This window comes from Sphingopyxis sp. BE235, assembly GCF_031457175.1.
In the GTDB taxonomy this organism is placed as follows: Bacteria; Pseudomonadota; Alphaproteobacteria; order Sphingomonadales; family Sphingomonadaceae; genus Sphingopyxis.
This window is the reverse complement of record NZ_JAVDWC010000002.1, coordinates 915454-931879: the sequence shown is the minus strand read 5'-3', so window position 1 is coordinate 931879 and position 16426 is coordinate 915454. Positions and strand designations below refer to the sequence as shown.

Annotated in this window: 13 protein-coding genes; 10 read left to right on the top strand and 3 right to left on the bottom strand. The window is 65.5% G+C overall.

The window, feature by feature from the left end:
- The first annotated feature begins 66 nt into the window (after positions 1 to 66).
- Entirely contained in the window at positions 67 to 2016 is a 1950-nt protein-coding gene (locus tag J2X38_RS11650; RefSeq protein WP_310254200.1) for an alkyl sulfatase dimerization domain-containing protein, read from the top strand.
- A 24-nt stretch (positions 2017 to 2040) separates the two neighbouring features.
- Here the strand turns inward: J2X38_RS11650 and J2X38_RS11645 are convergent, their stop codons facing one another.
- Both J2X38_RS11645 and J2X38_RS11640 read right to left on the bottom strand, forming a co-directional pair.
- Complete coding sequence (locus J2X38_RS11645; protein WP_310254199.1) at positions 2041 to 3054, bottom strand: DUF1254 domain-containing protein; 1014 nt, start codon at positions 3052 to 3054, stop codon at positions 2041 to 2043.
- Between the two features lie 23 nt (positions 3055 to 3077).
- The gene (locus J2X38_RS11640) at positions 3078 to 4652 is read right to left on the bottom strand and encodes an AMP-binding protein (RefSeq protein WP_310254198.1); all 1575 of its coding nucleotides are present in this window, start codon (positions 4650 to 4652) and stop codon (positions 3078 to 3080) included.
- A gap of 150 nt (positions 4653 to 4802) precedes the next feature.
- Between J2X38_RS11640 and J2X38_RS11635 the strand changes: the two genes are divergently transcribed.
- The 7 genes from J2X38_RS11635 (at position 4803) to J2X38_RS11605 (ending at position 11554) form a co-directional block, all read left to right on the top strand.
- On the top strand, positions 4803 to 5264 hold the full coding sequence (locus tag J2X38_RS11635) for a MaoC family dehydratase (protein ID WP_310254196.1): 462 nt from the start codon (positions 4803 to 4805) through the stop codon (positions 5262 to 5264).
- Between the two features lie 30 nt (positions 5265 to 5294).
- Positions 5295 to 6077 (top strand): enoyl-CoA hydratase/isomerase family protein, encoded by a 783-nt coding sequence (locus J2X38_RS11630; protein ID WP_310254194.1) that lies wholly within the window; start codon positions 5295 to 5297, stop codon positions 6075 to 6077.
- Positions 6074 to 6862, top strand: coding sequence for an SDR family NAD(P)-dependent oxidoreductase (locus J2X38_RS11625; RefSeq protein WP_310254191.1), 789 nt, complete (start codon positions 6074 to 6076; stop codon positions 6860 to 6862). The genes J2X38_RS11630 and J2X38_RS11625 overlap by 4 nt, the downstream gene beginning before the upstream one ends.
- A 75-nt stretch (positions 6863 to 6937) precedes the next feature.
- Positions 6938 to 8119, top strand: coding sequence for a lipid-transfer protein (locus tag J2X38_RS11620; protein WP_310254189.1), 1182 nt, complete (start codon positions 6938 to 6940; stop codon positions 8117 to 8119).
- A 3-nt stretch (positions 8120 to 8122) separates the two neighbouring features.
- Positions 8123 to 9277 carry an acyl-CoA dehydrogenase family protein gene (locus J2X38_RS11615; RefSeq protein WP_310254187.1) on the top strand — a complete coding sequence of 385 codons (1155 nt, stop codon included), beginning with the start codon at positions 8123 to 8125 and terminating at the stop codon, positions 9275 to 9277.
- Positions 9278 to 9287: 10 nt separating this feature from the next.
- Positions 9288 to 10403, top strand: coding sequence for an acyl-CoA dehydrogenase family protein (locus J2X38_RS11610; protein ID WP_310254185.1), 1116 nt, complete (start codon positions 9288 to 9290; stop codon positions 10401 to 10403).
- Positions 10400 to 11554, top strand: coding sequence for a CaiB/BaiF CoA-transferase family protein (locus J2X38_RS11605; protein WP_310254183.1), 1155 nt, complete (start codon positions 10400 to 10402; stop codon positions 11552 to 11554). Before J2X38_RS11610 ends, J2X38_RS11605 begins: the two co-directional genes overlap by 4 nt.
- Here J2X38_RS11605 and J2X38_RS11600 read toward each other — a convergent pair.
- Positions 11551 to 14271: a LuxR C-terminal-related transcriptional regulator gene (locus tag J2X38_RS11600; RefSeq protein WP_310254181.1), complete on the bottom strand. Its 2721-nt coding sequence runs from the start codon at positions 14269 to 14271 to the stop codon at positions 11551 to 11553. The genes J2X38_RS11605 and J2X38_RS11600 overlap by 4 nt on opposite strands.
- A 165-nt stretch (positions 14272 to 14436) precedes the next feature.
- On the opposite strand from J2X38_RS11600, the gene J2X38_RS11595 reads away from it, so the two are divergent.
- Together J2X38_RS11595 and J2X38_RS11590 are read left to right on the top strand one after the other, a co-directional pair.
- Entirely contained in the window at positions 14437 to 15177 is a 741-nt protein-coding gene (locus tag J2X38_RS11595; protein ID WP_310254179.1) for an enoyl-CoA hydratase/isomerase family protein, read from the top strand.
- A gap of 2 nt (positions 15178 to 15179) precedes the next feature.
- A complete protein-coding gene (locus J2X38_RS11590; protein WP_310254177.1) occupies positions 15180 to 16421 on the top strand; it encodes a thiolase family protein in 1242 nt (413 codons plus the stop codon).
- Positions 16422 to 16426: the final 5 nt, after the last annotated feature.

Here is a 16426-nt window from a genome sequence, read left to right as displayed (position 1 = left end):
GGGTAGCGTCCGGCCGGGGTGCTTCCAATCTGCTTGGATATCGGAAAATAGTTCGGGAGAGTGAAGATGGTTCGCAGGCATGGCAAAGGCTTTGGGGAGGGTCTCTTCACAGCGGTGGCCTGTCTGGCGTTGATCGGTGGAGTGGCGGGTGCTGCATCCGCACAGCCCCCGGCCACAGGAACGACTGCCGCAAGCGATGACGACCAAACCCGCAATGCAAAGCGCGGCCTGATCGCGCCGTTCCGGGGTGAGATTCGCGACGACAAGGGCCAGATCATCTGGAATCTCCGCAGCTATGATTTTCTCGACAGCGCCGACGCGGCCGGGACGATCAACCCGTCGCTGCTTCGCCATGCCCGGCTCAACATGCAGGCAGGCCTCTTTCGCGTCGCGGATGGCGTGTACCAGCTGCGCGGCTTCGACCTCGCGAATATGACGGTGATCGAAGGTAGCGAGGGTCTGATCGTCGTCGATCCGCTGACGACGATCGAAACGGCGCGCGCCGCGCTCGAATTCTATTATGGACATCGCTCGCGCCGTCCGGTCCGCGCGGTGATCTACACGCACAGCCACCCCGATCATTTCGGCGGCACGGGCGGCGTGGCCGACGAGGCGGATGTGCGCGCCGGCAAGGTCGACGTCTATGCGCCGAAGGGCTTTCTGGGCGAAACGGCGAGCGAGACTGTTTTCGCGGGCACCGCCATGTATCGCCGTGCGCAATATCAGGGCGGGATGACGATCGAGCCCGGACCGCGATCGCAGGTCGATGCGGGCCTCGGCAAGGGCGGACCGCGGGGTGGCACCGCCCGCCTCATCGCGCCGACCATCGAAATTTCCCAGCCCTATGAAACGCGGCGCATCGCGGGCGTTGAGATCGAGTTCCAGCTGACGCCTGGAACCGAAGCGCCCGCTGAAATGAACTTCTACCTGCCGGCCGCCCGCGCGCTGGGCATGGCCGAAAATGTCGTTCAGACGATGCACAATGTGCTGACGCCGCGCGGCGCGCAGGTTCGCGACGCCAAGGCGTGGGGGCGCTTTATCGACGCGTCGCTGGTCCGCTATGGCGACCGAAGCGACGTGCTGTTCGCGCAGCATAACTGGCCGACCTGGGGAAAGGATGCGATCGGGACGTTGCTCGCCGACCAGCGCGACATGTATAGCTATACCCACGATCGCGCGCTGCACCTGCTCAATCAGGGACTGCTGCCTGACGAGATCGCCGAGAAGATGCGGGTGCTGCCGGGCGCCCTTGCCCAGAAATGGTCGACGCGCGGCTATTATGGTTCGCTGAGCTTTAACGCGCGGGCGATCTATCAGCGCTATCTTGGCTTTTACGACGGCAATCCGGCGCATCTCGATCCGCTGCCGCCGGTCGAAAAGGCAAAGCGCTTTGTCGCGGCGCTCGGTGGACCCGAACGGGGGCTCGAGATGCTCGCGGCCGCGAACGCCGCGAAGGATTATCGCTGGGCGGTGGAATTGGGGAACCAGCTGGTCTTTGCCGACCCCGGCAATGCAAAGGCGAAAGCGATGCAGGCCGACGCGCTCGAACAGCTGGGATTCGCGACGGAGAACGCCCTGTGGCGGAACATGTATCTGACCGGCGCCAAAGAACTGCGGACAGGGCGCCCCGCCGGTAGCGGGCGGGGCATCGGGGGTCAGGTGCGCGCGCTTACGCCGGAAATGCTGTTCGACCTGATGGCGATCCGCCTCGATAGCGAAAAGGCGCTCGATCACGACATGACGCTGAACTGGGTGCTCTCGGACCGCGATACGGCCTTCGCGATGACAATCAGAAACGGCGTGCTTACCTACCGACCGGGGATGCGCCACCCCAAGCCCGACGCCGAGATCGTGCTTGGTTCCGATCGGCTCGCCGCGGTGTCGCAGGGGCAGGTGGCGCTGGCCGATGCGGTCGGGCGCGGCGAGGCGCAGGTCAGCGGCAGCGGGGACAAGGCGGCTGCGCTGATCGCGATGTTGACGACCTTCGATCCGTCCTTCGATATCGTCACACCATAGCGGGCGGCATCCCGGCGCTGCCCGCTATTCGCTGACCCGCGTCGCAGCCGGAAAGGTCCAGCGTCCGTCGAGGATTTCGGTACGCGGGCGGTAGAGACGCACCATATAGTTCCAGCCCGCGGTGACGGGCAGGCAATTGGGGATGCCGGCGGTGCAGCCGCCGAACTGGACCGTGGCGCTCTTGTCGGCGGCATAGCGGACGCTCAGATTGTTGAGCGCGTAGCTCTTCTGTGGATTGGCGATGAGCTGACCCTTGTCGTCATAGACGGTGATCGACCAGAAGGCGTCGACCGGGACCGCGCCGACGCGCAGCCGGTAGACCGTCGTACCGTCGTTGCGTGGCGGTGTGACGTTGAGATAGGTCGCGTCGGCGCGCGGGAGACCGCCCCACGCGATCGCGGCGCCGATCAGATGCTCGACCGGATCGACATCGGCCTGCTTGCCGAAGGCACGGTCGAGGTTGGGGAGCGTCTCGCCGAGCGCATGGAGCGCGCTTTTGACTTTCGCCTGACTGACGGAATCCCAATTCGGGGCGTCGAAGCGGCCGGGGCCGCCGGGCTGTTCGACGGTCACGGCGTCCTGCAGGCGGCGCCCTTCCTCGATGTCCCCGACGCGCGTGGGGTCGACGAGGATGCGCAGCCCGACGATCGCATAGCGCGTGCCGGCGTCGGTGCGCGTGATCCGGTAGCTGCCGGCGCCATAGCGGACGAAGGGAATGTAATGATCCTCGTTGATCAACGTCAGTGAGAAGAAGCGCGACCCGGCGTCGGGCAGGCCGACGGTGACCGGCCCGGCATCAAGGTCGAAAACGGCGGTCGAATAGAGCGTGTCGCGATTGGGACGGACGACCGTCTGCTTCTCTTGCGGGACGAGGTCGCGGTGATGTGAAAAGCGGCCGAAGCCGCCGCGCGCGACGACATTTGCAATATAGCGATCGGTTTCGGCGCGCGGGAAATTGGCGGGCGTGACCTGAACAGGCTCGGCAGGCGCGGCACCCGTCGCCGCGAGGGCGAGTGCGATGATGGTTGCAAACGTCATGCTTCTTCTCCTTCTCGCCGACCTCAGCCGACGCGCCGATCCTTGCCGGCCCAATATTTGTCGCGCACGGTGCGGCGCAGCACCTTGTGCGCGGCGCTGAGTGGCAGGTCGGACACGAAGGCGATCGTCTTGGGCGCCTTGTGCTTGCCGATCCGTCCCTTCACGAACGCGATGACCTCGTCTTCGGTGGCTTCGTTGCCCGGTTTCAGGACGACCTCAGCATGCACGGCCTCGCCCCATTCGGGATGCGGGACGCCGACGACCGCCGAGTTGCTGACCGCAGGGTGGGCGTTGATCGCGCTTTCGACCTCGATCGCATAGACGTTGAAGCCGCCGGTGATCACCATGTCTTTCTTGCGGTCGACGATCGTGATGAATCCGCGCGGATCGCGAAAACCGAGGTCGCCCGATTTCCAGAAGCCGTCGACGAATTCCTGCGCGGTGGTTTCGGGATTGCGGAAATAGCCGCGGATGTTCGCGCGCGAGCGAATCCAGATCTCACCGGTCGTACCCGTCGGCACCTCCTTCCCGTCGTCGTCGACGATGATCAATTCGGTGCCCGGCGTCACGCGCCCCGCCGAAGCGAGCCGGAATTCCAGATCTTCATCCTCGGCAAGATGATCGGCCTTTGCGAGATAGGTCGCGGGCTGCCAGCATTCGGTCGAACCATAGATCTGGACGAAGATATTGCCGAAGCGAGCCTGGAGCGCCGCAAGCTTGGCGGCGCTCATCGGCGCCGCGCCATAATAGACCCAGTCGAGCGTCGAGAGGTCGTAGCGGTCGGCCGATTCGAGTTCGAGCAGGCGATAGCAGAGCGTCGGTACGAGCCCGCCGATTGTGATCTTCTCCGCCTCGACATTGCGGCACCACTCATCGAGGTCGGGCGCGTTTTGCGTCACCATGCAACAGCCGCGGAAGAAATTGGGAAGAACGGTGACCGAGCCGCCGTGGCTGAGCGGCGCCATCAGCAGCGAGCGGCCGCCCGGATGGAAGGGGTTGTCGGGCGGCACAAAATAGGCGTCGCGGCCCGCCAGCCAATTGTCGATCGAATATTCGGCGCATTTGCTCTTGCCTGTCGTCCCGCCGGTGAAGCGATAGATGATCGGGTCGCCGGTGAGGTCGGTCTCGATGCCCGGATCGCCGTCGCCGACGCCTTCGAGCAGGTCCCAGAAATGATGGACGTCGTCGAAAGCGGGGCAAGGGTCCATCGCGACGATCGCGATCCCGCGTTCGCGCAAGGGGGCATGGAAACGCGCGACCAGCTCGCTTTCGAGGAAGACGGCTTTCGGTGCGATCCAGTCGATCTGCCACAGATGCTCGTCGAGCGAATCCCGGTAATTGGTCCATGCCGCCGCCGCGGCGCCCTTGAGCACGGTCGGGGCGTGGAGCAGCGACAGATTGTCGTTGTCGAGAATGCACAGATAGCGGTCGCCGCGGCCAAGGCCGAGTTTGCCGTGGATCATGTTGACGATGCGGTTGGTCAGCCGGTCGAACTCGGCGAAGCTGTAGCGGCGGCCACGCTCGACGTTCACCAGTGCTTCGAGGTCCGCATAGCGGTCCGCGATCTCGCGGGTCGTGCGCGCGAAATTGATCTTCATGCTGTTTCCTCTCCGCCCCCTTTCTAGCGCGCCGCGTCCGGTGAGGGCCCCCCTCCCCAAGGGGGGTTCGTTCGGCCTCTGCCGGACGATAGCCCGATTCCATCGGACGGGCGCTGCAAGCCAAAGCAGGTGCTGTCAGCAAAGGAGGATATGGTGCGAAATCTCAGCGAAGCCGAGTTTATCGAACTTAACGGCAAGGAAATCGGCGTGTCCGACTGGATTCTCGTCGATCAGGCGCGCGTCAACGGCTTCGCGGAGGCGACGGACGATTTCCAGTTCATCCATGTCGATCCCGACAAGGCGCGTCACACTCCCTTCGGGCAGACGATCGCACATGGTTTCCTGACGCTGTCGCTGTTCCCGATGCTGGCCGAGCAGGCGGACCTGCCGCTTCCCGCGGGCATGAAAATGGGCGTCAACTACGGCGGCAACCGAACGCGCTTCCTCGCGCCGGTGAAGGTCGGCAAGCGCGTTCGCGGCCGGTTCCGCCAACTCGCCTACGAAGCGAAGGGCGCCGGGCAGTATCAGCACACGCTCGAATATGTCGTCGAGATTGAGGGCGAGGAGAAGCCCGCGCTGATCGCCGAATGGATCACGCTCTACTTCGTCTGATTGTCTTCCCGGAAAGGATTGGATTCCAGCATGGAACAGGCGTCCTATGAAAAAATTCTGCTGAGCCGGCGCGGGCGCGTGCTCACCCTGACGCTCAACGCGCCCGAAACGCTCAACGCGACCGACGCCGTACTCCACGAGGAATTGTCGCGCGTCTTCGTCGATGCGGCCGCCGACCCCGATTCCGATATCATCATATTGACCGGCGCCGGGCGTGCGTTCAGCGCCGGCGGCGACGTCGATGCGATGCAATTGTCGATCGACAATCCCGAACTGTTCGAGACGGTGATCTTCGAGGCGAAGCGGATCATCTTTTCGCTGCTCGACTGCGAAAAGCCGATCATCGCCAAGGTCAACGGCCATGCGATGGGGCTTGGCGCGACGATCGCGCTGTTCTGCGACATTATCTATGCCGCCGACCATGCGAAGATCGGCGATCCGCATGTCTCGGTCGGCTTCGTTGCGGGCGACGGCGGATCGGTGATCTGGCCGCAGCTCATCGGCTTTGCGCGGGCGAAGGAATATCTGCTGACCGGGCGCCCGCTTTCGGCCACCCAGGCCGCCGAAATCGGCCTCATCAACCGGGCCTTGCCCGCCGCCGAGCTCGACGAAGCGGTGGACCGGCTCGCCGGCGAACTTGCCGCAGGCGCGACCAAGGCGATCCGCTGGACCAAGGTGACGATCAATATCGCGCTCAAGCAGCTTGCGCACAGCATGATGGATACGGGCCTTGCCTATGAAGCGATGTCGAACTTGACCGACGAGCATCGCGACCTCGTTCGCGCCTTCCGCGCAAAGGCGGCCAAGGCATGAGCGCGGCGATATCGACGGTGCCACCCGGCGCGCTCGCGGGCCGCTCGGCGATCGTGACGGGTGCTGCGGGCGGCATCGGCCTTGCGATCGCGAAGAAGCTCCACCAACTCGGCGCCGAGGTCACGATCATGGACCGCGACGTCGAGCGCGCGCGCAAGGCGGCGGAACCGCTGCTCGCGGCGGGCTGCACCGTCGTCGGCGGCGATGTTCGCGAAGAGGATGATCTGAAGGCGCTGTTCGACCACGCCATCGCCGCCTTCGGCAAGGTCGATATATTGGTCAACAACGCGGGCATCGCCGAGCAGGTCATCCCGACCGTCGATCAGCAGCTCGATAAATGGCAGCGGCTGATGGACGTCCATCTGCGCGCGGCCTTCATCACCAGCCAGCTTTTTGCACGCCATGTGCTGGGGCGGCAGGGGCAGGGTAGCATCGTCAACATCTCGTCGATCACGGCGCTCAGGCCGATGCGCGGATCGAACGGCTATGTCGTCGCGAAAGCCGGGCTCGCGATGATGACCCAGACGATGGCGGCCGAATGGAGCGGGCAGGGCATCCGCGTCAACGCGGTCGCGCCGGGCTTCACGCGCACGTCACTCGCCGGCAAGCCCGGCGAGCTCGGGGCCGATTTCAGCGACGTGCTTGCGCGCATTCCGATGCAGCGCATGGGGCGGCCAGACGAGATCGCCGAGGTCGCCGCTTTCCTCGCCTCCGACGCCGCGTCCTATGTGTCGGGCGCGATGATCCCGGTGGATGGCGGCTGGGCGGTCAACTGCGGGCCATAGCGCTACCCCCCCAACAGGGGCGGGTCCGCAGGGCGGGCGCAAGCGCCACGAGGGGGTCATGAAAGGGCATCGCGAATGACGCAGAAGATTTTTGTTGCCGGCGTGGGGATGCTGCCCTTCACCAAGCCGGGGCAGAGCGAGAGCTATGAGAAGATGGGCGCGGCGGCGGCGCGCCTCGCGCTCGCCGATGCCGGGCTCGGCTATGGCGCCGTCGAACAGGCCTATGCGAGCTATATCTTCGGCGACAGCTGCTGCGGGCAGAAGGCGCTGTACGACGTCGGCCTGTCGGGCATCCCGATCATCAACGTGAACAATAATTGCGCGAGCGGATCGACCGCCCTCTATCTGGCGCGGCAGGCGATCGCGGCAGGAATGGCGGACATCGTGCTCGCTGTGGGGTTCGAGCAGATGAACCCTGGCGCGCCCGCCGGTGGCTTCGGTGACCGCCCGTCGCCGCTCGACCGTTTCCGCGCGAGCGTCGATGCGCGAATGGGCGCGTCGGATATGCCGGTGGCGATCCGCCTGTTCGGCGGCGCGGGCTATGAACATATGGCGCGCTTCGGCACGTCGCTCGAAACCTTCGCCAGCGTGCGTGCCAAGGCGAGCCGGCATGCGGCGCGCAACCCGCTTGCGGTCTTCCGCAAGGAGTTCACCGCCGCTGAGGTGCTCGCCGATCAGGTGATCTGGCCGGGTGTGATGACACGGCTGATGGCGTGCCCGCCGACCTGCGGTGCCGCCGCGGCGATCCTGTGCAGCGAGGAAGGGGCGCGGAAATATGGCCTCGATACGCGGGTCTGGATCGCGGGTCAGGCGCTGACCACCGACACCGAAAGCGCCTTCGACAGCGGTGATATGCGCCAGATCGTCGGCTATGGCATGGCCGGGCGCGCGGCGGATCAGGTCTATGCGGCGACGGGCATCGGTGCCGAGGATGTCGACGTGATCGAACTGCACGACTGTTTCGCGCAGAACGAACTGCTCATGTACGAAGCGCTCGGCCTTTGCGCTGAGGGCGGTGCCGAGCGTTTCATTGCCGATGGCGACAACAGCTATGGCGGCCGGTACGTCGTCAACCCGTCGGGCGGCCTCCTCTCGAAGGGGCATCCGATCGGCGCGACCGGGCTCGCCCAATGTTTCGAACTTACCCAGCAATTGCGCGGCCACGCTGAGGCACGACAGGTCGAAGGCGCGCGCGTCGCGCTCCAGCACAATGTCGGTGTCGGCGGGGCCTGCGTCGTCACCATGTATCGGAGTTGACCCATGGATTTCCGGCCTGACCCCACGCTCGAAGCGTTTCGCGACACGGTGCGTGCCTTCCTCAGCGAGAAGCTTCCCGCTGAGCTCGTTCAACAAGGTCTCGAAATGGCCTCGTCGCGCGATGTCACGAGCCGGTGGCAGCGCATATTGACCGAGCAGGGCTGGGGCGCACCCTATTGGGAAAAGCAGCACGGCGGAACCGGTTGGAGCGTCGAAGAGCAGCTCGTCTTCGACGAGGAATGCGCCGCGGCGGGGGCACCCAAGCAGGAAACCTTCGCGCACAAGCTGCTCGGTCCCGTGCTCAATCATTTCGCGACGCCGGAGCAATGGCAGACCTATGTCCCGCCGATCCTGAGCGGCGAGCATTTCTGGTGCCAGGGTTTTTCGGAACCCGGCTCGGGCTCCGATCTCGCTTCGCTGCGCACGCGGGCCGAACGTCGCGGCGACCGCTATGTCGTCAACGGGCAGAAGATCTGGACCAGCTATGCGCACCGCGCCGACTGGATATTTCTGCTGGTGCGCACGAACCCCGAGGCGAAGAAGCAGGCCGGGATCAGCTTCCTGCTCGTCGACATGAAGACGCCGGGCATCACCGTCCGCCCAATCGTCAGCATCGACGGCGCGCACCATCTGAACGAGGTATTCTTCGACGAGGTCGAGGTGCCGGTCGGCAATCTGATCGGCGAAGAGGGCGCGGGCTGGAGCATCACCAAATTCCTGCTCAACAACGAGCATGCCACCACGGCCGACCTGCCGGTGCTCAAATCCTACATGACCCGGATGAAAGCGCTGGCGCGGAGTGTGACGATCGACGGCGTGCCGTTGATCGAGCGTGAGGATTTCGCGGTCCGCATCGCGCGCTTCGAGGCCGAATTGCGCGCCGTCGCGATGATGGTCCAGCGGTCCGCCGCGTTGCACGGCGACCAGGGACATTTCGCCCATGCGCTCGGATCGATGCTCAAGCTTCGCGGGACCGACCTCCAGCAGCGGATGACGCTTTTCCTGATTGAGATGCTCGGCGACGACGGCGCGCTCGCTGCGCCCGACACAGGGCAGGGGCTGGCGCGCGAGATGTTCTTCCGCCGCGCAGCGACGATCTACGGCGGCTCGAACGAAGTTCAGCGCGGGATCGTCGCGAAACTGATGTTCGGATTTTGAGGAGCAGACGATGGATTTCATTCTCACGGCCGAACAGCAGATGCTCGGCGACAGCGTCGCCCGCTTCGTCCAGAACGAATATGATTTCGAGGCGCGGACGAAGATCGTGGCGGCGGACGAAGGGGGCTCGCCCGCCAATTGGCGCATCTTTGCCGAAAATGGCTGGCTGGCGGCGTCCTCTCCTGAGGAATTCGGCGGCTTCGGCGGCGGCGCGATCGAAGCGGCGATCATCGCCGAGCAATTCGGGCGTGCGCTGGTCATCGAACCCTGGCTGGGCTCTGCGGTGCTGGCGACGCAGACGCTGCTCGCGAGCGACGATGCCGCCGTCAAGGCGGACTGGCTCCCCGCGCTTGCGGAGGGGCGCCGCCGGCTGGCGGTTGCATGGAGCGAGGCCGAATCGCGCGGGGCGCCCGACATCGTCGAGACCCGCGCCGCCGGGGCGGGCGACAATGTCGAACTGACCGGACGCAAGACGCTGGTGCTAGGCGGCGTCGGGGCCGACGCCTATCTGGTCTCGTCGCGCGATGGGGGAGCGATCGGCCTTTTTCTGGTCGATGCCGATGCGGCGGGTCTGACGGTGACGCCGGCCGCGCTTCATGACGGAAATATCGCAGCCACTTTGTCGCTGGACGGCGTTCCGGCGCGGCGGCTCGCTGGCGACGGTCTCGCGGCGCTCGAGACTGGACTGGCGCACGCGATCTGTGCGCTGTGCGCCGAACTCGTAGGCGGCATGGAGCGCGCCATCGAGATTTCGGCGGACTATTTGCGCACGCGCAAGCAGTTCGGCGTCACTATCGGCAGCTTCCAGAGCCTCCAGCACCGGATCGCCGACATGGCGGCAGAAAAGGAACTGGCCCGCTCGATGCTGTTCGCTGCGCTCGCCTCGATCGAGAATGACGATGCCGCCCGGCGCGCGTCGGCTCTGTCGGGCGCCAAGTTGCTCGTCGCCGATGCGGCGCGCGGCGTCTGCGCCCAGGCGATCCAGCTTCACGGCGGGATCGGCATGACCGAGGAATGCGCGGTCGGCCATTATTTCAAGCGCGCGGTGGTCGCCGAGGCCCTGTTCGGCGGTCGGACCGTCCACGAGGGGCGCCTGGTCGCCGGCCTTCAGGGAGAAGCGGCATGACCCGGGGCGCCGGCCCGCTGGCGGGATTGCGCGTCGTCGAAATCGCGGGGATTGGTCCCGCGCCTTTCTGCGGCATGTTGCTCGCCGACCTTGGCGCCGATGTCGTGATCGTCGACCGGACGGTGCCCAATGGCGAGACGATCGACCTTGGTCCTGCGGCGATCACCAACCGCGGCAAGCGCTCGATCGCGCTCGATCTCAAGAGTCCCGAAGGCGTCGAGACGGTCCTGAACCTGATCGAGCGCGCTGACATATTGATCGAGGGGATGCGGCCGGGCGTGATGGAGCGGCTGGGGCTGGGCCCCGATGTCTGCCGCCAGCGTAACCCGGCGCTGGTTTACGGTCGGATGACCGGGTGGGGGCAGGACGGCCCGCTGGCACAGGCCGCAGGGCACGACCTCAACTATATCGGGCTTTCGGGAGCGCTCTGGTATTCCGGGCAACCCGGCCAGCCGCCGCTCGCGCCGCCCAGCCTCGTGGGCGATATCGGCGGCGGCGCCATGTATCTCGCCGTCGGCGTGCTCGCGGCCGTGATGCGTGCGCGGGCTACCGGCGAAGGACAGGTGGTCGATGCGGCGATCGTCGACGGCAGCGCGCATTTGACGAGCCTGCTGCTCGGGCTGCGCGCGGGCGGTGCGATGGTGACCGAACGCGGACGAAGCGGCCTCGACGGCGCCTTCTGGTATTCGACCTATCGCTGCGCCGACGGCAATTTCATCACCTTGGGGGCGGTCGAGCCAAAATTCTATCATCTGCTGCGCGAGAAGCTCGGACTGCTCGACGATCCGGCCTTTGACGAGCAGAATGACGTCGAGGGATGGCCGGCGCTGCGCGGACGTTTCGAGCGCCTCTTCGCGACACGCTCGCGTGCCGAATGGTGCGATCTTCTCGAAGGCACCGACGCCTGCTTCGCGCCCGCGCTGACGCCTGAGGAGGCGGCCGCCCATCCACATATGGCGGCGCGGGGCATCTATCAGGAACGCAACGGCGTGCTCCAGGCGGCGCCGGCACCGCGTTTTTCGGACACGCCGGCGACTGACATCGGCGCGGTGCCGGTTCGCGGCGGCGACCTGGCCGCTGTGCTGGCGGACTGGTTGGGCGATAGCAGCGCGCCCGCGCGCGAAAAAGCCGATGTGGCCGCCGCCGGCTAGTCGATCAGCCCCTGCCGGCGCGCCCAGACCATCGCGTCGTAGCGGCTCGACACGCCAAGCTTCAGGAAAATGTTCTTGAGGTTCCATTTTACCGTCTCGACGCTGATCCCCAGCGTGAGTGCGATGCGCTTGTTCGACATGCCGGCCGCGACCAGCGCCACGATTTCGACTTCGCGGGCGGTCAGCGGCGTATCGATCACCGCCGCCGCTTCGCCCGCCGCGGCATCGCAGCCATCGCCCGCAGACTGCCGGATCAGCTCGGCCGCATAGGATGAAAGCGCGGCGGCTGCTTTCTCCGGGAAAGAAAGCTCGCGCAGCAGCGTCAGAAACGGCTGTCCCTCGTCGAAGAAGGTGCGGATGAAGCCGAACCGTTCCCCCATCTCGATCGCGACGGTAAGGCGCGCCAGCGCGTCGGATCGGCGTCCCGCCCGGTCGAGCGCCAGAGCCGCGATGAGGGCGGACGTGATTTCAAGTTGCTTGCGACCGCAAGCTGCAGCGGCTTCCTGCATCGCCTCTGCACCGCGCAGCGCGGCTTCGCCGTCGCCCTGCGCGAGATCGAGCCGCGCCCGCGCGAGCCCGATCACGATCGGAATTTCTCCTGCGAAGCCGCATGCGTCGGCAAGGGGCAGGGCGATGGCTTCAAGCTGCTCCATGGCCGTTTTCGCGGCCTGAACCTGTCCGCCCACAAGCAGGATGCGGACCTGCTCGGCGCCGAGATAGGTGGCGCCGCGATCGAGGCCCAGCGAGCGGAAATAGCTTTTCTGTCGATCGAGCAGCGCCAGCGCGGCTTCGGCCGAGTCCTGCAGCAAATCGAGCCGGGCGCGGCACAGGGTCGCCCAGATCATCGGCTGGGGAGCCGACGTTTGGCGATTATTCTGCCGCTTGGCCAGAAGTTCGCGCGCCTCGTCGATGCGGTTGCGTTCGTAGGAGATGATGCAACGCGTCGCCGCGCTCAGGTTCGCGCAGGTCGAGGCACGGCCATGGATGGCGACGGCGCGCGCATAGTTTTGCTCGGAAATCGGGTCTGCTTCGCGGATACGGCCGGCCACGAGCAGCGCAAAGGTGCGGCAACCCGATGCGCGCATCGCGAGATCGTCGTCGGCGTCCTCGGCAGGAACCGGATTGCGGTCGAGCAGGCCTACCGCCTCGTCGGTGCGCCCGGCTCCCGCAAGGCCGGCGACCCGCGCCATGAGGTAGACATAGCGCTCGAAGGCGGTGCCCGCATCGGAGGGCTCGAATGGTTCGAGATGATGCAGGCATTGCGGCGAATCGTCGTGCTGAAGCGCCATCGACGCCTTGATGAGCGCGATGCGGAAAGCGAAGGCGGGGTCGCCGCTTGGCGCGGCTTCGCCGAGCCGCTCGAGCCAGGCATTGGCGCGCGTCGACGCCCCCGTCATCGAAAGTGTCAGGCTGCCGAGGTAGAGGATGCGCGGGTGGGCCGCGATGGCGTCGAGCGACAAATTGTCCACGAGATGGAGCAGCGGCCCGAGGTAGCTGAGCTTCCACGTTCCCGGCACAGCCTGCTCGATGATATCGACCGCTTCGTCGATATCGCCCGCAAGGGTGGCATGGCGGACGGCCTCGACGACGAATTGGCGCCGGGCGAACCAGCGGCTCGCCCGGCGATGGCATTCGGCGACCTCGTCGGCGCCGCGCCTCGCGAGCCGCGCGGCGAGGAATTCGTTGAACAGCGGATGAAAGCGGAACCATGCCGTTCGCGCGTCGGACTCGGCGCGCATGATCAATAGATTTTCATCCTCGATATGATCGATCAGCGCGGCGGCATCGCTCCGGCCGGTGATCTCTTCGGCGAAGGAAGCATTGAAACGCCGGGCGATCGACAGGGCTTCCATGAACGCCGTCACATCGGCGGGCAGGTGGCCGACGACGTCTTCCCAGAGATAATTCTGCAGATCGGAGGATTGCCGCGCGAGGTCGGGCAGCGACGAGCGGCCCTCGGGGCGGTTCTTGAGCATGATCGATACCAGCTGAAGGCTCGCCGGCCAGCCGTTGGTAAGATCGTGGATGAGTCCGATTTCCTCTGAGTCGAGCCTTACGCCCTTCACATTCTGCTCGAGGAATTCGCGCGTTTCCGTCCGGTCGAACGGCAATTCGCCGCACTCGATTTCGGCCACCTGTCCCATGACGCGAAGGCGCGCCACGCTAAGCGGTGGTAGTGCGCGCGAGGCGATGACGAGGTGAAGATTGTCCGGCCCCTGGTCGAGCAGCTTCTGCACCAGCTGGTGCGCGCGCGGATCCTCGACATGATGGTAATCGTCGAGGATCAGATAGAGATCGCCGCGGGTGTCGGCGATATTGTTGATGATCGCGGCTACGACATCATCGGCATGGCTGCGGCTGTCGTCGGCGAAGAGCAATTCGTCGCTGAGCGGCATGCCGAGCTTGCCCAGCGCGGCGACCAGGTGCGTGCGGAAATTGGGCAACAGTTTTTCGTCGGCATGGAGCGAAAGCCACGCGACCTGGCATCCGGCCGCCATCAGTTCCTGCCGCCACTGTGCCAGCAGGATCGTCTTTCCGAAACCCGCGCTGCCGGTGACCAGCGTCAGCCGGCATTGGCGGTCGCGGCCAAGCACCGAGAGCAGATGCGTTCGCATGATGTAGCGCGATCCGATCCGCGGCGGCGCGAACTTCGTCGCGACGAGCAGTCGTTCGAGGTCGGTGGAAAAACTGGGCGAGGGCATGTCGGGGGCGATCATAGGGAGGTCCGCATCGATTGGGAATTCATCCTGCACCCACGCCCGATCGATCGGCCACCCCCCACCAAGGGGGGTTCGTTCGAGCCCGGCTCCCCGCATAGTCGCAAGCATCAACAAGACCCGAATGGAGCCGATGTGCCGATTTCACATTCACAAAATGGGGCTGTGGGCTGGATCATTCTCGACCGTCCCGACGCGCTCAACAGCCTCGATCACGAGAGCGTGATCCAGTTCACCGAGCGCCTGATCACATGGCGCGATGATCCCGAGGTCCGCGTCGTCGTGATCGCGGCGAACGGGCGCGCCTTCTGCGCCGGCGCCGATCTCAAGGAAGCGGGCGGCGCGACCCAACCGGGCGAGAAGACGCTGCTCGACCGCATCATCATCCTGTTCGACATGCTCCGCGCCTATCCCAAGCCGGTGATCGCTGCGGTGAACGGCCTCGCTTATGCGGGCGGGCTCGAAACGGTGATGTGCTGCGATATCGTTCTCGCCACCGACAAGGCGAAGTTCGCCGACGCGCATTCGAACTTCGGGGTCTTTCCCGGCGGCGGCGGCGCGGCGATCCTGCCGCGCAAGGTGCCGCCCAATGTCGCGCGCTACATGCTGTTCACCGGCGATCCGATCAGCGCCGCCGACGCCCGCACCTATGGCCTCGTCAACGAGATCGTCGCCGAGGAGGAGCTGCGGTCCCGCGCACAGGCGCTCGCCGAACGCCTCGCGAAAAAGAGCCCCGGCGTGCTCGCCGGAATGAAGCGGGTGGCGATCGAGGCGGCCGACAAGAGCGCGGCCGACGCGCTCCGCCACGAGCTGCTCGAAGCGCATAATCACGGGCGCAGCTACGACATGGCCGAAGGTCTCAAGGCCTTCGCCGAGAAGCGCGAACCCCAGTTCAAGGGATATTGATCATGGAAAATATATACATTGTCGGCGTCGGCATGACGCATTTCGGCCGCCACATGGACAAGTCGGTCAAGCAGCTCACCGCGCTCGCGGTCGAGGATGCGCTGAAAGATGCGGGCTGCGATCGCAAGGCGATCGAGGCCGCCTTCTTCGGCAATACGGGGCAGGGGCATTTCGACGGCCAGCACATGATCCGCGGGCAGGTCGCGCTGCTGCCGATGGGGATTCAGGGCATTCCGATCTATAATGTCGAGGCCGCCTGCGCCTCGGCGAGCAGCGCCTTCAACCTCGCGGTGATGCAGCTGCGCGCCGGCGCCGCCGATGTCGCGCTCGCGGTCGGCGCCGAGAAAATGTATTATTCGGACAAGCAGAAGATGTTCTCGATCTTCGATTCCGCCTGGGATCTGGAGACGCGGGCGACCAACGCCGCGGCGATCATCGCGCTCGGCAAGGATATCGAGCCGCCGCCGGGCAGCACGTCGGATAAACCCTATAGCTCGTTCATGGACGTCTATGCCGGTTTCGGACGCCAGCTCATGTCGCGCTTCGGCATCACCCAGCGGCAGGTCGCGGCGGTCGCGTCGAAGAACCACGGCCATTCGGTGCACAATAGCCGCGCGCAATATCGCATGCCGATGAGCATCGAGGAAATCCTCGCTGCGCCGCCGATCACCTATCCGCTGACGCTGCCGATGTGCTCGCCGATTTCGGACGGCGCCGCGGCGGCGATCGTCTGCACCGAAGCGGGGCTGAAGCGTCATGGTTTCGACCGCAGCCGCGCGATCAAGGTGCTCGCGTCGGGCATGCGTGCGGCAAGCGACCGCGCCCCCGACGATCACAAGGCATCGGCGGGCCACCAGCTCTCGCTGAAGATGTTCGAGGAAGCCGGGGTCGGTCCCGGCGATATCGATGTCGCAGAACTGCACGACGCCGCCTCGATCGGCGAGCTCACTATCTGCGAGAATATCGGGCTGTTTCCCGAAGGGCAGAGCGGCGCGATGGCCGAAGCCGGCGAAACGACGATCGGCGGCAAGTTGCCGATCAATCCTTCGGGCGGGCTGGAATCCAAGGGTCACCCGATCGGCGCGACCGGGCTCGGCCAGATTTTCGAGATCGTCGATCAGCTGCGCGGCGAATGCGGTCCGCGCCAGGTGGAGGGCGCGCGCATTGGCCTGCAGGTCAATGGCGGCGGCGTCTGGGGGATCGAGGAAAGCATCGACCATATCGGCATTTTTGCTCGCGCCTGATTGCA